The sequence below is a fragment of the Kutzneria sp. NPDC051319 genome (assembly GCF_040682195.1).
GTDB lineage: Bacteria > Actinomycetota > Actinomycetes > Mycobacteriales > Pseudonocardiaceae > Kutzneria.
In genome coordinates, this window is the sequence record NZ_JBFBAM010000126.1 from 1 (window position 1) to 15,716 (window position 15,716).

Here is a 15,716-nt window from a genome sequence, read left to right on the forward strand (position 1 = left end):
CTCGCCCTGCGGTTGGGCGAGCAGCGCATGGGCGCCGAACCCGAGGCGGTGGCGCAGCTGATCGCGTTGTGCGGACGGTACCCCCTGGCCTTGGCCATCGTGGCCGGCCGCGCCCAGACCAGGCCGCGGATCCCGCTTGCGGAGTTCGCCGCCGAATTGCGTGAGTCCGGTCTGGACGCGTTGGACGACGATGATCCGGCGGCCAGCGTGCCGTCGGTGTTGTCCTGGTCGATGCGCGCTCTGACCACTGAGCAGCGCAAGGTGTTCGCCCTGCTGGGCATCGCCCCCGGGCCGGACATCGGCCTGCCCGCCGCGACCAGTCTCACCGGCCTGCCCCTGCCTCGGCTGAGGAAGGTGTTGCGTGAGTTGGAGGAATCCTCGCTGATCGACCGGCAGCCGGGCGACCGGCACTCGATGCACGACCTCGTCCGCGAACTCGCCATCGAGCAGGCGGACCGTTGTCTGTCCACAGAGGACCGCGATGCCGCGCTGCGTCGGCTCGCCGGGTTCTACCTGCACACCGCGTTCGCCGGCGACCGTCAGCTGTCGCCGCACCGGCACCCGATCAGCCTTCCGCCGCTGACGGATGGTGTCGTTCCCCTGGCACTGCTGGACGACAGCGCCGTCATGGCCTGGTTCGGCGCCGAGCACGCCTGCCTGCTCGCCGTGCAGCGCTCGGCCGTCGCGGCCGGGTGGGACGACGTGGTGTGGCAGTTGGCGTGGAGTGTGAACCGTTTCCACTACCGGCACAGCTATCTGGTGGATGATGTCGCCGTCACCGAGCTCGGCCTCGCTGCGGCCGAACGGCTCGGCGACACCTCGGCGCTCATCGAAATGCGTCGCCTGTCGGGACTCGCGCTGGTCCGCCACGGCCAGCCCGAGCTCGCGCTGGAGCACCTCCGGCTGGCCCTCACCCTCGCCGAGGGCCGTGGGAAGCCCGAGGAGCTGGCCTACGTGCACCAGATGTTCACCTACGTGCTGGGCCGGGCCGGGCAGGATCGGCAGGCGTACTGGCATGCCGTGCAGGCGTTGGAGATCTACCAGGACCTTCAGACGCCGCAATGGGAGGCGGCGGCGCTCAACTCGGTCGGTTGGTACGCCGCCAAGCTCGGTGACTTCGACCGGGCGTGGGAGTACTGCCAGCAAGCGCTGACGCTGCAACGGCGTCTGCACGACGAGGACAGCGAGGCCATCGTCCTGGACAGCCTCGGCTACATCGACCACCACCTCGGCCGTCATGCCGATGCCGTTGCGCACTACCAGCAGTCGGTCGCGCTGCTGCGTGGCCTCGGCGACGTCTACCAACTGGCCGGCACCCTGGAGGCGCTCGGCCATCCCTACCACGCCCTGAACCGGCTGGTCGACGCGCACGCCGTGTGGGGCGAGGCTATCGAGCTCTACCAGGCCCAGCATCGGACCGAGGAGGCCGAGCGGCTTCGGTGCCACCTCCACACGGACGAGGTCGAGGTGCCCGAAGCCGCCAGCAGACGACGAGGCCAGCACCGTTCACCGGCCTCCCGATCGGCGCCGAATCCAGATTTATGGGCGAGCGGCACGCATCCGCAGCGCACCCGGTGACCGGCGAAATGCACCGGATGGCCGACAAGCGACCGCCGAGCGGCTCAATGTCCACAATGGATGATTCGGATACGTGACTGTGGCGGAAGTGCGCTGAGGACAGCCCGAAGAGACGGGCGCGGATCCAAACGGGCAAGGAATGGGGCGCCGGGTGCCGCGGCTGTCCTGGGGGTGCGCCGAGCGAACGTAGCCTCGATCGCGAATCCACTGATTTCCCCATGGCATCAGGAGATCCGCGTGAAGGTGTTGGTGATCGGCGGCGGTCCGGCCGGCAGTGTGACGGCGACCGCGCTCGCCCGGGCGGGACTGGAGGTGGAACTCATCGAGGCGGACGAGTTTCCGCGCTACCACATCGGGGAGTCGCTGACGCCGTCGTGTCGCGCGGTGCTGGAGGCCGTCGGCGTGGCAGAGAAGGTCGATGCCCACGGGTTCGTCATCAAGCACGGCGGCGTGATCCAGTGGGATTCGGACAACTGGGTGTTCGACTGGGGCAAGCAGGTCGGCGCGCGGTCCTGGCAGGTGGATCGCGGTGTGTTCGACGACCTGCTGCTCGAACATGCAAGGGACAGTGGGGTTTCGGTGCGTACCGGCGTGTCCGTGACCAGCGTCGACTTCGACGGGGAACGGCCCAGGGCCGTGCACTGCCGCGCGAAGGACGGGGCCGCGTACACCGTCGACGACTTCGACTTCTTGGTGGACGCCTCCGGCCGCAACGGAGTGCTGAGCTCGCGCCACTTCCGTGACCGGCGCTCGTTGCAGAACCTGCGCAACATCGCGATGTGGAGCTACTGGACCGGCGTGACGGCGCTGCCGGACACGCCGAGCGGCGGCATCAACATCGTCTCCTCGGACGAGGGCTGGTACTGGGCGATCCCGTTGTCCGGCGGGCGAACCAGCGTCGGCTACGTCACCACGAAGGACGCGTTCAACCGGGACCGTGCTGCCGGCGAGCAGCCGGCGGACCTCTACCACCGGGTCCTGCGCGCGTCGCCGACGATGCGGGGCCTGCTGTACGACGCCGAGCACGTGGGTGAGGTGCGCGTCGAGACCGACTACTCCTACATCGCGGATCGGTTCTGCGGCCCGGGTTTCGCGATCGTCGGCGACGCCGCGTGTTTCCTGGACCCGCTGCTGTCCACCGGCGTGCATCTGGCGCTGTACAGCGGTCTCACGGCCGCCGCGAGCATCATCTCCATCGACCGGGGCGATGTCACCGAGGACGAGGGGCTGCTCTTCTACGAGTTCGCTTACCGCCGCGCCTACGCCCGCCTGTTCGCGCTGGTCAGCGTCATGTACGAGCGGTACCTCGGCAAGGACGGCTTCTTCCGCACATCCGACCGGCTGATCGGCGACGACATTGGGCAGACCGCGGTGGGCGGCCTGTCCACGCGGTCGTTCGCCGAGATCATCGCCGGCCTGTCCGACCTGCGCGAGGCCACCGACTCCTCGACGCGGGCGCTCACCGAGCGGCTGCGCGACGAGGCCCTCATGGTGCAGCTGCGCGCGGTCGGCGGCGCTGATGGCGCGCCGATGCCCGACTTCACGTCGGTGCTGGAGAACCCGTTGCGTGACGCCGAATCCGCGCACTTCCGGCTGGTCACCAGCCCGAAGCTTCGCCTGGAACGCATCGAGGACGACCAGTGACGGAGACGGTTCTCGTTGTCGCGCGGCTGCGAGCGCGTCGCCGGTGGTTTCCTGGCGGCGGCTCGCAGCCGGCGGTGATGATCAGGGCTGGGGGACGGGTGGGAAGCCGTGCTGGAGGGTCTCGGCCGCGCTGTCCTCGCGGTGGGTGACCATGCGTTCCAGGAACGAGGTCGTCGCCGCGACGGTGGCCCGGGCCATGGACGGCGCGCGGTCGAATCCGTGGTTCCGGTCGGCGTAGACGTGCAACTCGGCCGACACGCCGAGGGCGGTGAGGCGCTGGTGCAGGGCGACGCTCGAACGGACGTCGAACAACACGTCGGCGGTGGCGTGGAAGACGATGGTGGGCGGGAAGTCCTTGTGCAGCAGGTCGATCGGGCTGGCCGCCGACAGCTCGGCCTCGGTGGCGCCGGTCGGGAACAGCATCCAGCTCGGCACCCGGCCGATCTCGTCCAGATCCAGGGGCAGCGGGGGAAGGCGTGGGGCGTCCGGGTCGCCGGTCAGCTCCGGCATCGCCGAAGGGTGGAAACCGATGGCCGGGTAGTAGGCGACGATCGCCGCCGGCCGCACGTCCGGGTCGAGGGCGCCGGTCAGCAGGGCCATCTGAGCGCCGGCGGAGTGGCCCTGCACGACCAGACGGGCGGGGTCGATGTCCAGAGTGTCGGCGTTGTCCCGGACCCACGCACAGGCCGCGACGGCGTCGTCGAGCTGCGCCGGCCAAGGTGCGACACCGAGTAAGCGGTACTGCACGGCGATGGCGGTAAATCCTTGCGCGGCAAGGGCAACGGCTTGCTCGTGCACGAACTCCTTGGCCCCGCCCCGCCAGCCGCCACCGTGGAGGAGCAGCACGGCGCAGTGGCGGTTTTCGGTGCTGGGCCGGAAGATGTCGAGCGCGAGGTCACGCGCGTAGACGACGGTCTCGGGCTGTGGGGCGGTCATCACTGCTCCTCGGATACGGCGACGGTCGAACGCACGGCGGCCGCGCGCAGCACCGGGGCGACCTCGCGGCCGAGCAGTTCGTGAGAGCGCACCAGGTCGTCGTGCGTGAACTGGGCGAAGTCGGTCCAGGCCATGATCGCGCCGTAACCGCCGGCACGGCACTGCTCGATCAGCTTCTCGGCCACGGTGGCGGGGGAGCCGACGGCGAAGTCGTCGGGATGCATCATCCGGCGGCGGATCTCGCTGTCCGCGGTCTCCAGCCCCTGGATGCCGACCACGGCGGCGAACTTGTCCACACTGGACTCGTGGATCTCCTGGGCCTGCGCGTCGGTCTCGGCCACGAACACCCGTCGCCGCAGGCCGAGCATGGTCGGATCCACCTGGTGGCCGGCGGCATCGGCGGCCGCCCGGTAGGCCTCGGCGAGGGGGACCGCCGCCGCGACCGGCAGGAAGGCGGTGCACAGCTTGTAGCCGCGCTGTCCGGTCCACTCGGCGGAATTCGCCGACAGCACGGTCACCCAGGTCGCACGCCCGGTCTCGGGCCGCATCGCCGGGACCAGGGGGACCTGCTCCAGGTTGTAGAACGCGTCGTGCTGCGTGACGACAGGGTTCTCGATGGCCTTGGCGAACACGTCGGCGCCGCTGTAGAAGCGCGGTCGGACCTCCTCGGAGGCGATGCCGGCCGCCACCGCCTCACGGTCGCCCGCGCCCGGCGCGATCCCGGGCTCGAACCGGCCGCCGGTGAGATAGTCCAGCATGCCCACCTCCTCGACGTAACGACGAGCGTCGTGCAGGGGCAGCACGCTGCCCAGCGTCGTGAAGCGCAGGTTCTTGGTGCGGGAGGCGAGCGCCGCCACCATCAGATGCGGTGACGGGGTCAGGCACATCGGGCTGAAGTGGTGCTCCGCGAACGCCAGGCCGTCCAACCCGAGCTGGTCGCATCTGGTCCACAGCTCCAGATAGCGGTCGAAGGCCTCCTGCAGCTGCGCCGGCTCGGACGGCTCCTGCGGTGACAGGCTGTCCGCGCTGAGAAAGGAGAAGACCCAGGTTTCGATCACGTCGTCCTGCCTTCTGATCGGTCGGTGCCGGGGAAGAGATGTGGTCGGAAGGGATCGCGGTGAATGCGCGGGCCGTTCCACGCCCGGGTCGTGCTGCGCCGCCGGCAGCGGATCACCCATGGCGGTCCCCTCGCCCCAGCCGTGCGGTGCCGGACCGTTCTGACGGTACGGTACTGGACCGTACTCCAGTCAAGGGGTTAATCTCGGCGCATGCCGTCACCGTCCGCGATCGACTCCGACTCCGCCGCGCCGCGCTGGACCGAGCGCGAGGTGGAGCTGCTGACCGTGACGCTGGACCTGTTGCAGCAGAACGGATTTGACCGGCTCACCATCGACGATGTCGCCGCCCGGGCGCGGGCCAGCAAGGCCACCGTCTACCGCCGCTGGCCCACCAAGGCCGACCTCGTCGTCGCCGCGGTGTCACACAGCCTGAGCCGCACCGTCATCGCGCCCGACACGGGCAGTCTGCGCGGCGACCTCATGCAGCTGGCCGAGTTCCTCATCCGTCAGGCCACCGCCCTGGCCGACACCCTCACCGCGATCCTCATCGAGGTGCGCCGCAATCCCCACCTGAGCGCCGTCGTCGAACAGCTTCTCCTGCAGGAGAAGCGCCCGATCAACCAGACCATCCTCCGTCAGGCGGCCGACCGCGGCGAGATCCACCCCAGCAAGATCGACACCGACCTGTGGGACATCCTGCCCGGCTACCTCCTCTTCCGCTTCCTCGTGCCCGGCCGCCCCGTCACGCCCGACACGGCCCGGGCCCTCGTCGACGAGATCCTGCTCCCGGCCCTGACCAGTGCACCCGCGCCCGGCCGCCCCGCCGACGACTGAGACGGGTCGCCGTCAACAGCGGCGGACGGAACCGAGCCTTTTTCGGTAGCGTCGTCGGCGGCGAAGTGACCTGACACGGCCGCGAGTCCGCGGTGGGGAGTTGGTTGGCAGATGTCCGACGAAGTGCTCCAGGTGCCCCTGCACAAGGAGCTTGACGCCCTGTTCGGCCAACACACGGCGGCCGGGCACTCGCGGGCCCTGGTCTACGGCGTCGCCGACCGGAACGGGCTGTCGCACGCGGCCGGCTTCGGCGCGGTCGACGAGCGGGACCGCGTTCCGGCCCCGGACGTGGTCTTCCCGATCGCGTCGATGACGAAGAGCTTCGTCGCCTGTGCCGTGCTGATCGCCCGCGACCAGGGCAAGCTGTCCCTGCACGATCCGATCACCAAGCACGTCCCCGAGTTCGTGCTCGCCGATGGCCAGCACGACGTCCCCACGATCGAGATGCTCCTGGGCATGTGTGGCGGCCTCACCGAGGACAACGCCTGGGTCGACCCGTTCATCAACACCCCCACCGAGGACCTCTTGGCCCGGGTGTCGAAGGGAGTTCGCCTCAGCCACCTGCCGGGCGCGGTCTTCGAGTACTCCAACCTCGGTTTCACGATGGCGGGACTGGCGCTGAGCCGCGCGGTCGGCCGGCCCCTGGCGGAGTTCGTCACCGAGGAGCTGCTGCGGCCGTTGGGCCTGACGTCCACGTTCTGCGACACGGCCGTGCCCGACGACCGGCCGCGCGCCGTCGGCTATTCGCTGGACACGGAGGGGAACTGGGTCGCCTATCGGCCGCAGACCTCGGACGCGTTCCTCGGCGCCGGCGGACTGGTGAGCACGGTGCGTGACCTCGTCCGGTGGATCACCTGGCTCGGCTCCGCGTTCCGGCCGGCGCGACCCGACGACAGCTCCGTGTTGAGCCGATTGTCCCGACGGGACCTGCAGCGCGTGCGCGTGTTCATGCCACCGTCGCTGAGCCTGACCGGGATCGGGCAGGCTCGGCTGAGCTCCACCGGATACGCCCTCGGCCTCGGGGTCACCACCGACCTGCACCGTGGGACGGTCATCTCCCACAGCGGCGGCCTGCCCGGTTTCTGGCTCTGCATGGCCTGGCACCCCGAATCGGGCCACGGAACGGTCGTCCTGACCAACGGCAACCGAGGCAACCCGAGCGCGCTGTGCGTCGAGGCGCTGGGCCGCGTGCTCGACCACAACCAGGCCGCCGCGACCACCACCACCCTGTGGCCGGAGACGGTCGCGCTTCGCGTGCAGGCCGACTCGCTGGTCCGGCACTGGGACGATTCGCTGGCCGCCCGGATCTTCGCCGAGAACATCGACTTCGACCGCCCGCTGGCGCAACGTCGCGCGGAACTCGCCGAACTGGTGGCCGAGGTCGGCCCCCTGCTTGACTCCCGCCCGTCCGCCGTGGTCTCGGCCGCCACCGCCGCCGACGTCACCTGGTCGATCCCCGGTGAGCGGGGCGAGTTGCTGTGCATGATCCACCTGACTCCCGTGGAGCCGGCGCGTATCCAGGAGTTCGTCGTGAAAGCCGTCCCCGCCGGCAGCCCACGAACCGCTCGTTCCTTCGACATCTCGCTCCAGCGCCGGTACGGCGACGCCTACCTCACCTCGGCGGCGAACGTCCAGGTCCGCTTTCCGAGCTCTGATCCCGAATAGCGGGAGTCACGGGGCCTCGGGGATGCGGAGGGCGGCGGTCAGGGCGGAGCGGGAGGTGACCCGGAACTTGCGGAAGATGCGGGTCAGGTGGCCTTCGACGGTCTTGACGGAGATGAAGAGCTCGGCGGCGACGGCGCGGTTGGTGCGGCCGCGGGCGACGAGGTGGGCGATGCGGTGTTCCTGGTCGGAGAGGGTGGAGGGACCGGGGCGGGGGCGGTTGCCGCCGATGCGGCGCTGGGCGTTGACGGCGAGGTGGGCGAGGTGGGCGGCGCCGGAGGCGTCGGCGAGGCGTTTGGCCTGACCGATGGCGAGGGCGGCGTCGGAGAGACGGTGGGTGTCGGCGAGGCGGTGGCCGAGGGACAGCCGGGCGCGGGCCTCGGCCGGGACGAGGCGGGCGGCGGCGAAGAGGTCGGCGGCGCGGAGATGGTGCTCGGCGGAGGCATCGGGCTCGTCGGTGTGGACGGCGGCCAAGGCGAGCTCGGCGTAAGCGCGCTGGCCGGGCAGGGCCACGGCGTCGGCGGACTCGACGGCGCGGGCGGCCCAGTCGCGGGCGGCGGCGAGGTTGCCCAGGGCGGCTTCGGCCTGGGCGGCGGTGCAGCACCACGTGGCCTGTAAGGGAAACACAGCCACAGGACGGCCGGAGTCGGTGATCAGGCGAATGAGCTCCAGGCAGTCATCGGGACGCCCCTGCTCCAGCCGCAGCACGGCCAGCGTGCCGGCCGACGCCTCCCAAAGCCGTCCGCGTCGGTCGAAGGCGCGCAAAGCCTGCTCAACGGCGCCGACCGCGGCGGTGGGGCCGCCGCGGAGGGCGGCTGCGGCGGCCTGGAGGGTTGACGCGAAGGCGGCGAGCTTCGGCAGGGCCAGCCGTTGCGCCGCCTGCTGTGCGGCGGCGGCCGAGGCCGCCCCGCCGGCGAGGTCGCCGGTGGCCTGCTGCGAATACGACTGACACAGCAGCAGATACGGCAGCAGGTGAGCTTGCCCGGTCCGCCGGGCGACGGCGACACCACGGCCGGCGTGGCGCAGGGCGTCGTGGTGGCGTTCGGAGAGGGCCTCGGCCCAGCTGAACTGGGCGACCTCGTCCAGGCCGCCGGCCAACTCGTCGTCGGTCACGGAATCGAAGTGTGCCGGGAAGGATTCCGGACGGCCGCGGTACGCGGCGGCCAGGGCGCGGCAGGCGGTGGGGACTTCGTCGCAGAGAAGAGAGTCGTCGTACTTGCCTTGTGCCGTAAGCATAATGGCGAGCTGCGCACGGAGCGGATCAGCGCGGGAATCGCTCCGCGACCAGCCGGCCAGTTCGCGTTCCAGGTCGAGACTGCACGACTCCGCGGCCAGAACCCGCCGGGCCGCGGCCCCGAGGGCCACCGCGGGCACCCGCAGCTCGGGGCGGTCGGGCGGCACCAGGTCCAGGGCCTGTCTCAGGCTGTCGAGACAGGCGGCGAGATCGCCGGTCATGGCGACGGCTTCGGCCAGCCCCAGCAGCATGTCGAAGCTGGGCGCGGCGGACAGGCGCAGCGCGGCGCGCAGCCAGGTGGCGGCGTCACCGGGGGACAGGTGACGGGACCGCCGAGCCGCCGCCACCAGGACCGCGACGGCCTCGGCGTCGCCGACCCGGGCGGACCGCGCGACGTGCGGGGCGCGGGCCACCGCGTCGGCCCCGCTGTCGCGGAGGGCGAGGTCGGCGCGGCGATGGGCGGCCAGCGCCCAACCGGGCGGCGTGTCACGGACCACGGCTTCGCGTAGGCCGGGATGCCGCGATCGCAGCAGCCTCGAATCGGCTGCTCGGACGAGGTCTGCCGCGGCCAGTCCGTCCAGGGCGTCCAGCGCCCGCTGGTCGGGTAGGTCGGCCACGGCGGCGAGCAGGAGCGGATCGAAGGGATCGCCCAGCATGGAAGCGGCGCGCAGAACCGTGAGTTCGTCGCCGGACAGCATGGCGGTCTCCCGGATGAGCGCGGCCCTGGCGAATTCCGACAAGCCGGCGCTTGTGGCCAGTTCGCCGAGCAGGCGCAGGTGGAAGGGATTCCCCTCTTCGTCCTCGAGCGGGAGCCGAACGACCCGGTAGTGCGGCGCGGGGTGCAGGAGCGACGCCAGCAGCCGGGCCGGGGACTGCCGGGGTCGGTGGCCGCAGGCCAGGATCAGCGGCGTCCCGGGCGGTCGCCGCAGGAGCTCGTGCAGCAGCGTCAACGTGGCGTCGCCGGCCGAGTGCAGGTCGTCTAGGCACAACAGCACCCCGGCGCCGCGGTTGGCCTCGGCGACCAGCTCCGCGACCGACCCCAGCCTGTTTTCGAAGGCCGACGACGGGTCCGTGACGACGGCCAATCCCTTGGCCTGCGCCAGTTTCGCGAGTTCGGCGAGCAGTCTGGACTTGCCGAGGCCGGGGTCGCCGCTGATGTCGACGACGATCGACGCCCCGGCGGCGCAGGCGGTGACCGCCGAGCGGAGCGCTGACATCTCGTGGTCGCGGCCGGCCGGCGGCGGGGTGTGCGCCCTCATGTGCCTCCTATCTGAAGAACTGCGGCGATCTTGACCCAAGCCCGGCCCGAGCGGGGTCCGTTGAACTACGCAAGGCCCTTACGCAAGTCCCGGCGCCCGCCCCGGGAACGAGGGTCGCGCCCCGATGTTGGCGTCGCCGTCCGCTGCGAGATTTGCCCTCGAACGGCGGACCGGCGGACGGGGAATGGCATGCATGACTTTCGCTTGCGGTGGGTGGTGGAGTCGGTCCTCGCCGACCAGGGCCTCGACGGATGGACGTTCAACGAGGACAAGGTCTGGTGCCGGGTGACGCCGCCCGGCGGCGGGGCCGTGCAGCGGGTGCAGGGCTGGAAGCTGCACGTCTCCGCGACGCGCTTCTCCGCGCCGGAGGTGCTGCACCGGGTGGCCGGCGTGCTGGTGGACCGGGGCTGCGCGTTCAAGTTCGCCCGCAGCATCGTGACGGTCGAGGAGATGACCGGCGAACGCTACGACCGCGCCCAGTGCGGGAAGATCATCACCGTCTACCCGTCCGACGAGGACGAGTTCCGCGAGCTGGCCACGGCGCTGGACGAGGCGACCGAGGGGCTGCCCGGGCCGGTGGTCCTGTCCGACCGGCCGCTGCGGCCCGGCAGCCTGGTGCACTACCGGTTCGGCGCCTTCCGGGGCGTCCCGGTCCTCACCGACGACGGCGTGTTCGAGATCCGGGTCGCCGATCCCGACGGCACGCCGGTGGAGGACCACCGCAAGCCGTGGTTCTGCCCGCCGGCCTGGGCCGAGCCGCCGTACCCCGGCCCGCCGCCGTCGTCCGCGGCCGGCAAGGCCGACCCGAAGCCGGTGCTGCTCGGTGGTCGTTTCGAGGTGCGCCACGCGATCCGTCACTCGGCCCGCGGCGGCGTGTACCGGGCGCTGGACCACGAGACCGGCGTGGAGGTGATCGTCAAGCAGGCCCGGGCCAACGTGGGGGTGCGGCTGAACGGCGGCGACTGCCGGGACGGGCTGCGCAGCGAGTGGGCGGCGCTGGCCGCGCTGGCCGGGATCGCGCCGGAACAGGTCCACCTGTTCGACCAGGACGGCCACACGTTCCTGGTCGAGTCCCTGCTGCCCGGGCAGACGCTGGCGCACTGGCTCGACGGGCGGCTGGCCGAGCGCGGGCCGCTGAACGGGCTGGATCCGGCCGAGGCGTTGCTGATGGCGCGTGGGCTGACCGAGCTGCTGGCCGACGTGCACGAGCGGGGAGTGGTGTTCCAGGACTTCACCCCGCTCAACATCATGGTGACGCCGGACGGCGAGCTGAAGGTGATCGACCCGGAGATGGTGCGCGTCCCCGGCGAGTGGTCGGTTCGCGGCCACACGGTCGGATTCGCCGCCCTGGAGGTCGTGGCCAACCCCGGCCAGGGCATCGTGCCCCCGCAGACGGCCGACCTGTACTCGCTGGGAACGGTGCTGTTCCTCCTCGTCGTGGGGACCGCGCCGGTGTTCGGGAAGGACAGCCCGGGGCCGCTGTCCGTGCACGACCGCATCGCCGCCATGATCACCGCGGCCGGGCGGCGAAACGCCGCGGCGCGGATGCTGATGCCGGCGGTGCTCGGCCTCACGGCGGACGATCCCGAGCAGCGCTGGTCGCTTGACCGCGTGCGGGATTTCCTTGCGACGTGCACGGTTCCGGCCGCGGTCGACGGGGCGGCGGACCGGCTGTCCGAAGCCGACCAGCGGCGCTTCACCGACGACGGCTTGGCCCACCTCCTGTCCACGATCGCCTCCGACGACGACGACACGCGGAGACTGTGGCCCAGCACCGACTTCGGCGACGCCACCGACCCGCTCAACGTCCAACACGGCTCGGCCGGCATCCTCGGCGTGCTCGTGCTGGCCGATCGGCTGCTGCGACGGGACGAGCTGCGTGCCGCCGTCGCCCGGGTCGCGGACTGGACCGCCCGACGACGTGACGCGGTGCCGAAGTTGTTGCCCGGCCTGTACTTCGGCCGCTCCGGCACGGCATGGGCGCTGCACGACGCGGCCCGTCATCTCGGTGACGACGAGATGGCGCAGCAGGCGATCGACCTGGCCCTCGCGGTGCCGGTGGAATGGCCCAATCCGGACGTGTGTCACGGCGTTGCCGGATCCACCCTGACCCAGCTGCACATGTGGCGGGCGACGGGTCGCACCGAGTTCCTCGACCGTGCGGTCAGGGGCGGCGACGCGATGCTGGCGGCGGCCGAGCACCGTGACGGCCACGTGTACTGGCCCGTGCCGGCCGGACTCGACTCGCTGCTGTCGGGCATCACCCACCTGGGCTTCGCCCACGGCGTCGCCGGCGTCGGGTATGCCCTGCTGACGCTCGCGCGGGACACCGGGGAGGAAAGGTATCTGACGGCCGCGGTGGCCGCCGGGAAAACCTTGGCCGCCGAGGCCGAGCTCGGCCCGTGGGGGGCGCACTGGCGCAGTGATCGTGAGGACGAGCGCGGCACGGGCATGCGCACCAACTGGTGCAGCGGCGCTTCCGGCGTAGGGACCTTCCTGCTGCGGCTGTGGCAGGAGACCGGCGACGCCGAGTACCTGAGCCTGACGGAGCAGGCCGCGATGGCGGTGCATCAGGCCCGGTGGTTCTCGGCGACCGCGGCGTGCCACGGCCTCGCCGGGAACGGCGAGTTCCTGCTCGACCTGGCCGACGCGGTCGGCGGTCCTTATCGGGGCTGGGCCGAGGAGTTGGCGGCCTCGATGGTGCTGCGTCACGGCGTGCACGACGGACGCCTGGTGGTGCCGGACGAGTCGGCCTCGGGCACGGCGGCCGACTACAACACCGGCCTCGGCGGCGCTGTCGGCTTCCTGCTGCGGCTGGCGCACGGCGGGCCGAGGCCCTGGATGGTCGACGCGCCCGTGCGAAGTGCCGCTGTCGACCCCTGCCGCTCGATGCAGTTGGCCACGCCATGACCGACGACGACGTGACGTCGAGGATCAGCTTCCGCTTCTCCGCGACCGGCCGCCGGGCCGCTTGCCTGGCCACCGACGAGTCCGGCCGGCATCGCGCCGAGAGCTGGCGTTTCCAGGGCACCGGGCCGGTGCTGGACTTCTCGGTCGAGCTGCGCTGCGACCCCACCTACACGATGATCCTGCCCCTCGACGCGAACCGGGTGCTGGTCTCCCGGCACGGCGCCGCCGACACACAGACCCTGGAGCTGCTGCACCGGGACGGACGGTGCGTCGACGTCGGCAGCGTGCGGGGAACGCCGTTGCGCCTGCTGCCGGCCCCGGCGGAGTGCCAGTGCCTGGCGCTGGCCTGGTCTGGGGACGGGGAAGCTGACGAGACGACTGTGCACCGGGTCACCGCCGGCACGCCGTGGTTGCGGGAGCTGACCCGGCTGCCGGGACCGGTCCGGGACGCGATTGCTTGCGGCCCAAAGGTTCTGTTCACGGTGGGGGAGACGCGCTTCTTGGTGGACGCACGGGACGGATCGGCCGTGCCGGTGCCGTTTCTCGATGGACCCACATATATGTTGGCCGCCAAGGGAAATCACGTGCTGTTCGCCCGTCGGGACACGGACGGGCCGGCGCTGGTCCTGGCGGACCTGGTCAAGGGGACCATGAAGGAGCTCGACCCGGGCAGCCGGTTGCGGGGGGTCGCATACCCGCTGGCGCTGGATCCCCAGGGGACGTCGATCGCCGTCCTGGAGACGGTCGGCGCGCGCTCCCAGCTCAGTCGGTGGGACACCGTTTCCGATACGGTGCAACGGATCGCGGTGCCGGAGGGCGAGCTGTTGCCGCTCGCGGCGTGGACCGCCGCCGGGCTCTGGCTCCCGCACTCCGGTCCCCGAAGGCCGCGCACGATGGCCTGGGTGTCGCCGGGCTCGCGAGAGCTCAAGGTCCCGGCCGAGCGGCCCGGGCCCTGGCGGCCGGGCCGGGTGGAGTCGTTCCCCGGGGCGGACGGGCCGATCGAGGCCGTGGTCTACGGGCCGGACTGGCGCAGCAGCCCCCGGGTCGTGGTGGCCCTGCACGGCGGCCCCACCAGCCACTGGACGCTCGGCTTCAGCCCGCTGTTCCAGGCCCTCGCGGCGGCCGGCATCGCCGTCGTGGCCCCGAATCAGCGTGGCAGCACCGGATACGGGGCCGCACACACCCTGTCCCTCGTCGGCGCGTGGGGCGTGCCCGATCTCGCCGACGTCTCCGTCATCGCGGCGCACATCCAGGATCGCCGGGCGGGGCTGGCGCGGCCCGGTGTGTTCGGCATCAGCTACGGCGGCTACCTCGCGCTGTTGGCCGCCGCCACCCGACCCGAACTGTGGTCCGACTGCGTGGCCGTCGCCCCGTTTCTGTCCGGACCCCGGCTCCACGCCGACGGTTTCGGCGGCGTGCGGAACATGGTGGAGCGCCTCGACGGGCTCACCGAGGCGACCGACGCCCTCGGACCGCGCGACGTGAGCCGGTTCGCGCACGACCTGCGGGCCCGGCTGCTGCTGATCCACGGGGCCCGCGACGAGTCCACACCGGTGGCCCATTCCCGTTCCCTGGTCAGGCAATTGGCCGAGTTCGGCCGGATCGAGGGCACGGACTACCGGTACGTGGAGTCGCCCGACCGCGGCCACGCCGTCCTCGGCACCGCCGTCCAGGACCCGATCACCGACCTGGTGACCCGGTTCCTCGGCGAGCCGGCCGCAGTCGCTCAGGAGGGGAGGTGATCACCCATGGAGCTTGACCTGAACGCCTTACAGGCGCTGCCGGCCGAGGAGGAGCAGGCCACCGTCTGCACCTCGACCTGCTACACCAGCTGCCTGCGGACCTGCTGCGTCGCCGACTAGGCGGTGCCCGTGTTCCTAGTGGAGAAAGGGAAATCTCATGGAGTTCGACCTGGACGCGTTGCAGCAGCTGCCCATCGACGAGGAGCAGGCGGGCTGGTGCAAGGCAACCTGCACCGGCACGTGCCCCGCGACCTGCCCGGTCACCGGGGTCTGACGAGCCGCCACACCCGTGCGCGAGCCCTCGGAAGGGGGTGACCACTCATGGAGTTCGACCTGAACATGTTGCAGGAGCTGCCCGCGCAGGAGGAGCAGGCCGGCTACTGCGGCCACAGCTGCACCGGCACCTGCCCCGCGACCTGCACGTTCACCGGCAACTGATGAACCGCCACACCACGCATGAGCCCTCGGAAGGAGGTGACCACCCATGGAGTTCGACCTGAACGCGTTGCAGGAGCTGCCCGCGCAGGAGGAGCAGGCCGGCTACTGCGGCCAGAGCTGCACCGGCACCTGCCCCGCGACCTGCCCGGCCACCGGCGTCTGGTGATCCGCCGGAAACCCATCAGCCACAACGACAACAGGAGGAAACATGCTGGAACTCGACCTGGACGCCCTGCAGCAGCTGCCCGCCGACGAGGAGCTGGCCGGCGTCGGCAACTGCAAGTTCAGCTGCTCCGTCAGCTGCCCGCAGACCTGCGCGTCGACGGGCGTCTGACGCCGCCCCGATGAGCTGAAAAGCCTTCAGCCGACCGCCGTGGCGCGGGGGCGCGGACGGGCCCGGCCGGCGCGGCGTCCCCCCCGC

General features: G+C 71.4%; 14 protein-coding genes. 11 read left to right on the plus strand and 3 right to left on the minus strand.

Annotated features, from left to right (window positions below; all coding sequences use genetic code 11):
• Positions 1–1,578 (plus strand): tetratricopeptide repeat protein (locus tag AB0M73_RS48405; RefSeq protein WP_363906754.1); only part of this gene is annotated, 1,578 nt, incomplete at its 5' end.
• A 237-nt stretch (positions 1,579–1,815) separates the two neighbouring features.
• Entirely contained in the window at positions 1,816–3,222 is a 1,407-nt protein-coding gene (locus tag AB0M73_RS48410) for an NAD(P)/FAD-dependent oxidoreductase (protein ID WP_363906756.1), read from the plus strand.
• Positions 3,223–3,303: 81 nt separating this feature from the next.
• Here AB0M73_RS48410 and AB0M73_RS48415 read toward each other — a convergent pair whose 3' ends face one another.
• Together AB0M73_RS48415 and AB0M73_RS48420 are read right to left on the minus strand one after the other, a co-directional pair.
• Entirely contained in the window at positions 3,304–4,158 is an 855-nt protein-coding gene (locus AB0M73_RS48415; protein WP_363906758.1) for an alpha/beta hydrolase, read from the minus strand.
• Positions 4,158–5,216 (minus strand): LLM class flavin-dependent oxidoreductase, encoded by a 1,059-nt coding sequence (locus tag AB0M73_RS48420; protein ID WP_363906760.1) that lies wholly within the window; start codon positions 5,214–5,216, stop codon positions 4,158–4,160. The genes AB0M73_RS48415 and AB0M73_RS48420 overlap by 1 nt, the downstream gene beginning before the upstream one ends.
• A 210-nt stretch (positions 5,217–5,426) precedes the next feature.
• Here AB0M73_RS48420 and AB0M73_RS48425 point away from each other — a divergent pair, with 210 nt between their 5' ends.
• Positions 5,427–6,050, plus strand: a complete 624-nt coding sequence (locus AB0M73_RS48425; RefSeq protein ID WP_363906762.1) for a TetR/AcrR family transcriptional regulator — start codon at positions 5,427–5,429, stop codon at positions 6,048–6,050.
• 111 nt (positions 6,051–6,161) lie between these two features.
• Positions 6,162–7,715 (plus strand): serine hydrolase domain-containing protein, encoded by a 1,554-nt coding sequence (locus tag AB0M73_RS48430; protein WP_363906764.1) that lies wholly within the window; start codon positions 6,162–6,164, stop codon positions 7,713–7,715.
• A gap of 6 nt (positions 7,716–7,721) precedes the next feature.
• Here AB0M73_RS48430 and AB0M73_RS48435 read toward each other — a convergent pair whose 3' ends face one another.
• Positions 7,722–10,205 (minus strand): LuxR C-terminal-related transcriptional regulator, encoded by a 2,484-nt coding sequence (locus AB0M73_RS48435; RefSeq protein WP_363906766.1) that lies wholly within the window; start codon positions 10,203–10,205, stop codon positions 7,722–7,724.
• Positions 10,206–10,394: 189 nt separating this feature from the next.
• Between AB0M73_RS48435 and lanL the strand changes: the two genes are divergently transcribed.
• From lanL to AB0M73_RS48470, 7 genes are read left to right on the plus strand one after another with little or no spacing between them, the layout of a single operon-like run.
• A complete protein-coding gene (gene lanL, locus AB0M73_RS48440; RefSeq protein WP_363906768.1) occupies positions 10,395–13,115 on the plus strand; it encodes a class IV lanthionine synthetase LanL in 2,721 nt (906 codons plus the stop codon).
• On the plus strand, positions 13,112–14,857 hold the full coding sequence (locus AB0M73_RS48445) for an alpha/beta fold hydrolase (protein WP_363906770.1): 1,746 nt from the start codon (positions 13,112–13,114) through the stop codon (positions 14,855–14,857). Before lanL ends, AB0M73_RS48445 begins: the two co-directional genes overlap by 4 nt.
• 6 nt (positions 14,858–14,863) lie before the next feature.
• Complete coding sequence (locus tag AB0M73_RS48450) at positions 14,864–14,977, plus strand: ALQxL family class IV lanthipeptide (protein WP_363906772.1); 114 nt, start codon at positions 14,864–14,866, stop codon at positions 14,975–14,977.
• A gap of 37 nt (positions 14,978–15,014) precedes the next feature.
• On the plus strand, positions 15,015–15,131 hold the full coding sequence (locus tag AB0M73_RS48455; RefSeq protein ID WP_363906774.1) for an ALQxL family class IV lanthipeptide: 117 nt from the start codon (positions 15,015–15,017) through the stop codon (positions 15,129–15,131).
• A 47-nt stretch (positions 15,132–15,178) separates the two neighbouring features.
• On the plus strand, positions 15,179–15,295 hold the full coding sequence (locus AB0M73_RS48460; RefSeq protein WP_363906776.1) for an ALQxL family class IV lanthipeptide: 117 nt from the start codon (positions 15,179–15,181) through the stop codon (positions 15,293–15,295).
• Between the two features lie 46 nt (positions 15,296–15,341).
• Complete coding sequence (locus AB0M73_RS48465) at positions 15,342–15,461, plus strand: ALQxL family class IV lanthipeptide (RefSeq protein WP_363906778.1); 120 nt, start codon at positions 15,342–15,344, stop codon at positions 15,459–15,461.
• A gap of 42 nt (positions 15,462–15,503) precedes the next feature.
• Positions 15,504–15,629: an ALQxL family class IV lanthipeptide gene (locus tag AB0M73_RS48470; RefSeq protein WP_363906780.1), complete on the plus strand. Its 126-nt coding sequence runs from the start codon at positions 15,504–15,506 to the stop codon at positions 15,627–15,629.
• Positions 15,630–15,716 lie beyond the last annotated feature (87 nt).

Coding starts and splice junctions, on each gene's coding strand:
- AB0M73_RS48435 (WP_363906766.1), bottom strand. CDS start 10,205: ATGAGGGCGCACACCCCGCCGCCGGCCGGCCGCGACCACGAGATGTCA.
- AB0M73_RS48425 (WP_363906762.1), top strand. CDS start 5,427: ATGCCGTCACCGTCCGCGATCGACTCCGACTCCGCCGCGCCGCGCTGG.
- AB0M73_RS48460 (WP_363906776.1), top strand. CDS start 15,179: ATGGAGTTCGACCTGAACATGTTGCAGGAGCTGCCCGCGCAGGAGGAG.
- AB0M73_RS48470 (WP_363906780.1), top strand. CDS start 15,504: ATGCTGGAACTCGACCTGGACGCCCTGCAGCAGCTGCCCGCCGACGAG.
- AB0M73_RS48430 (WP_363906764.1), top strand. CDS start 6,162: ATGTCCGACGAAGTGCTCCAGGTGCCCCTGCACAAGGAGCTTGACGCC.
- AB0M73_RS48455 (WP_363906774.1), top strand. CDS start 15,015: ATGGAGTTCGACCTGGACGCGTTGCAGCAGCTGCCCATCGACGAGGAG.
- lanL (WP_363906768.1), top strand. CDS start 10,395: ATGCATGACTTTCGCTTGCGGTGGGTGGTGGAGTCGGTCCTCGCCGAC.
- AB0M73_RS48445 (WP_363906770.1), top strand. CDS start 13,112: ATGACCGACGACGACGTGACGTCGAGGATCAGCTTCCGCTTCTCCGCG.
- AB0M73_RS48465 (WP_363906778.1), top strand. CDS start 15,342: ATGGAGTTCGACCTGAACGCGTTGCAGGAGCTGCCCGCGCAGGAGGAG.
- AB0M73_RS48415 (WP_363906758.1), bottom strand. CDS start 4,158: ATGACCGCCCCACAGCCCGAGACCGTCGTCTACGCGCGTGACCTCGCG.
- AB0M73_RS48450 (WP_363906772.1), top strand. CDS start 14,864: ATGGAGCTTGACCTGAACGCCTTACAGGCGCTGCCGGCCGAGGAGGAG.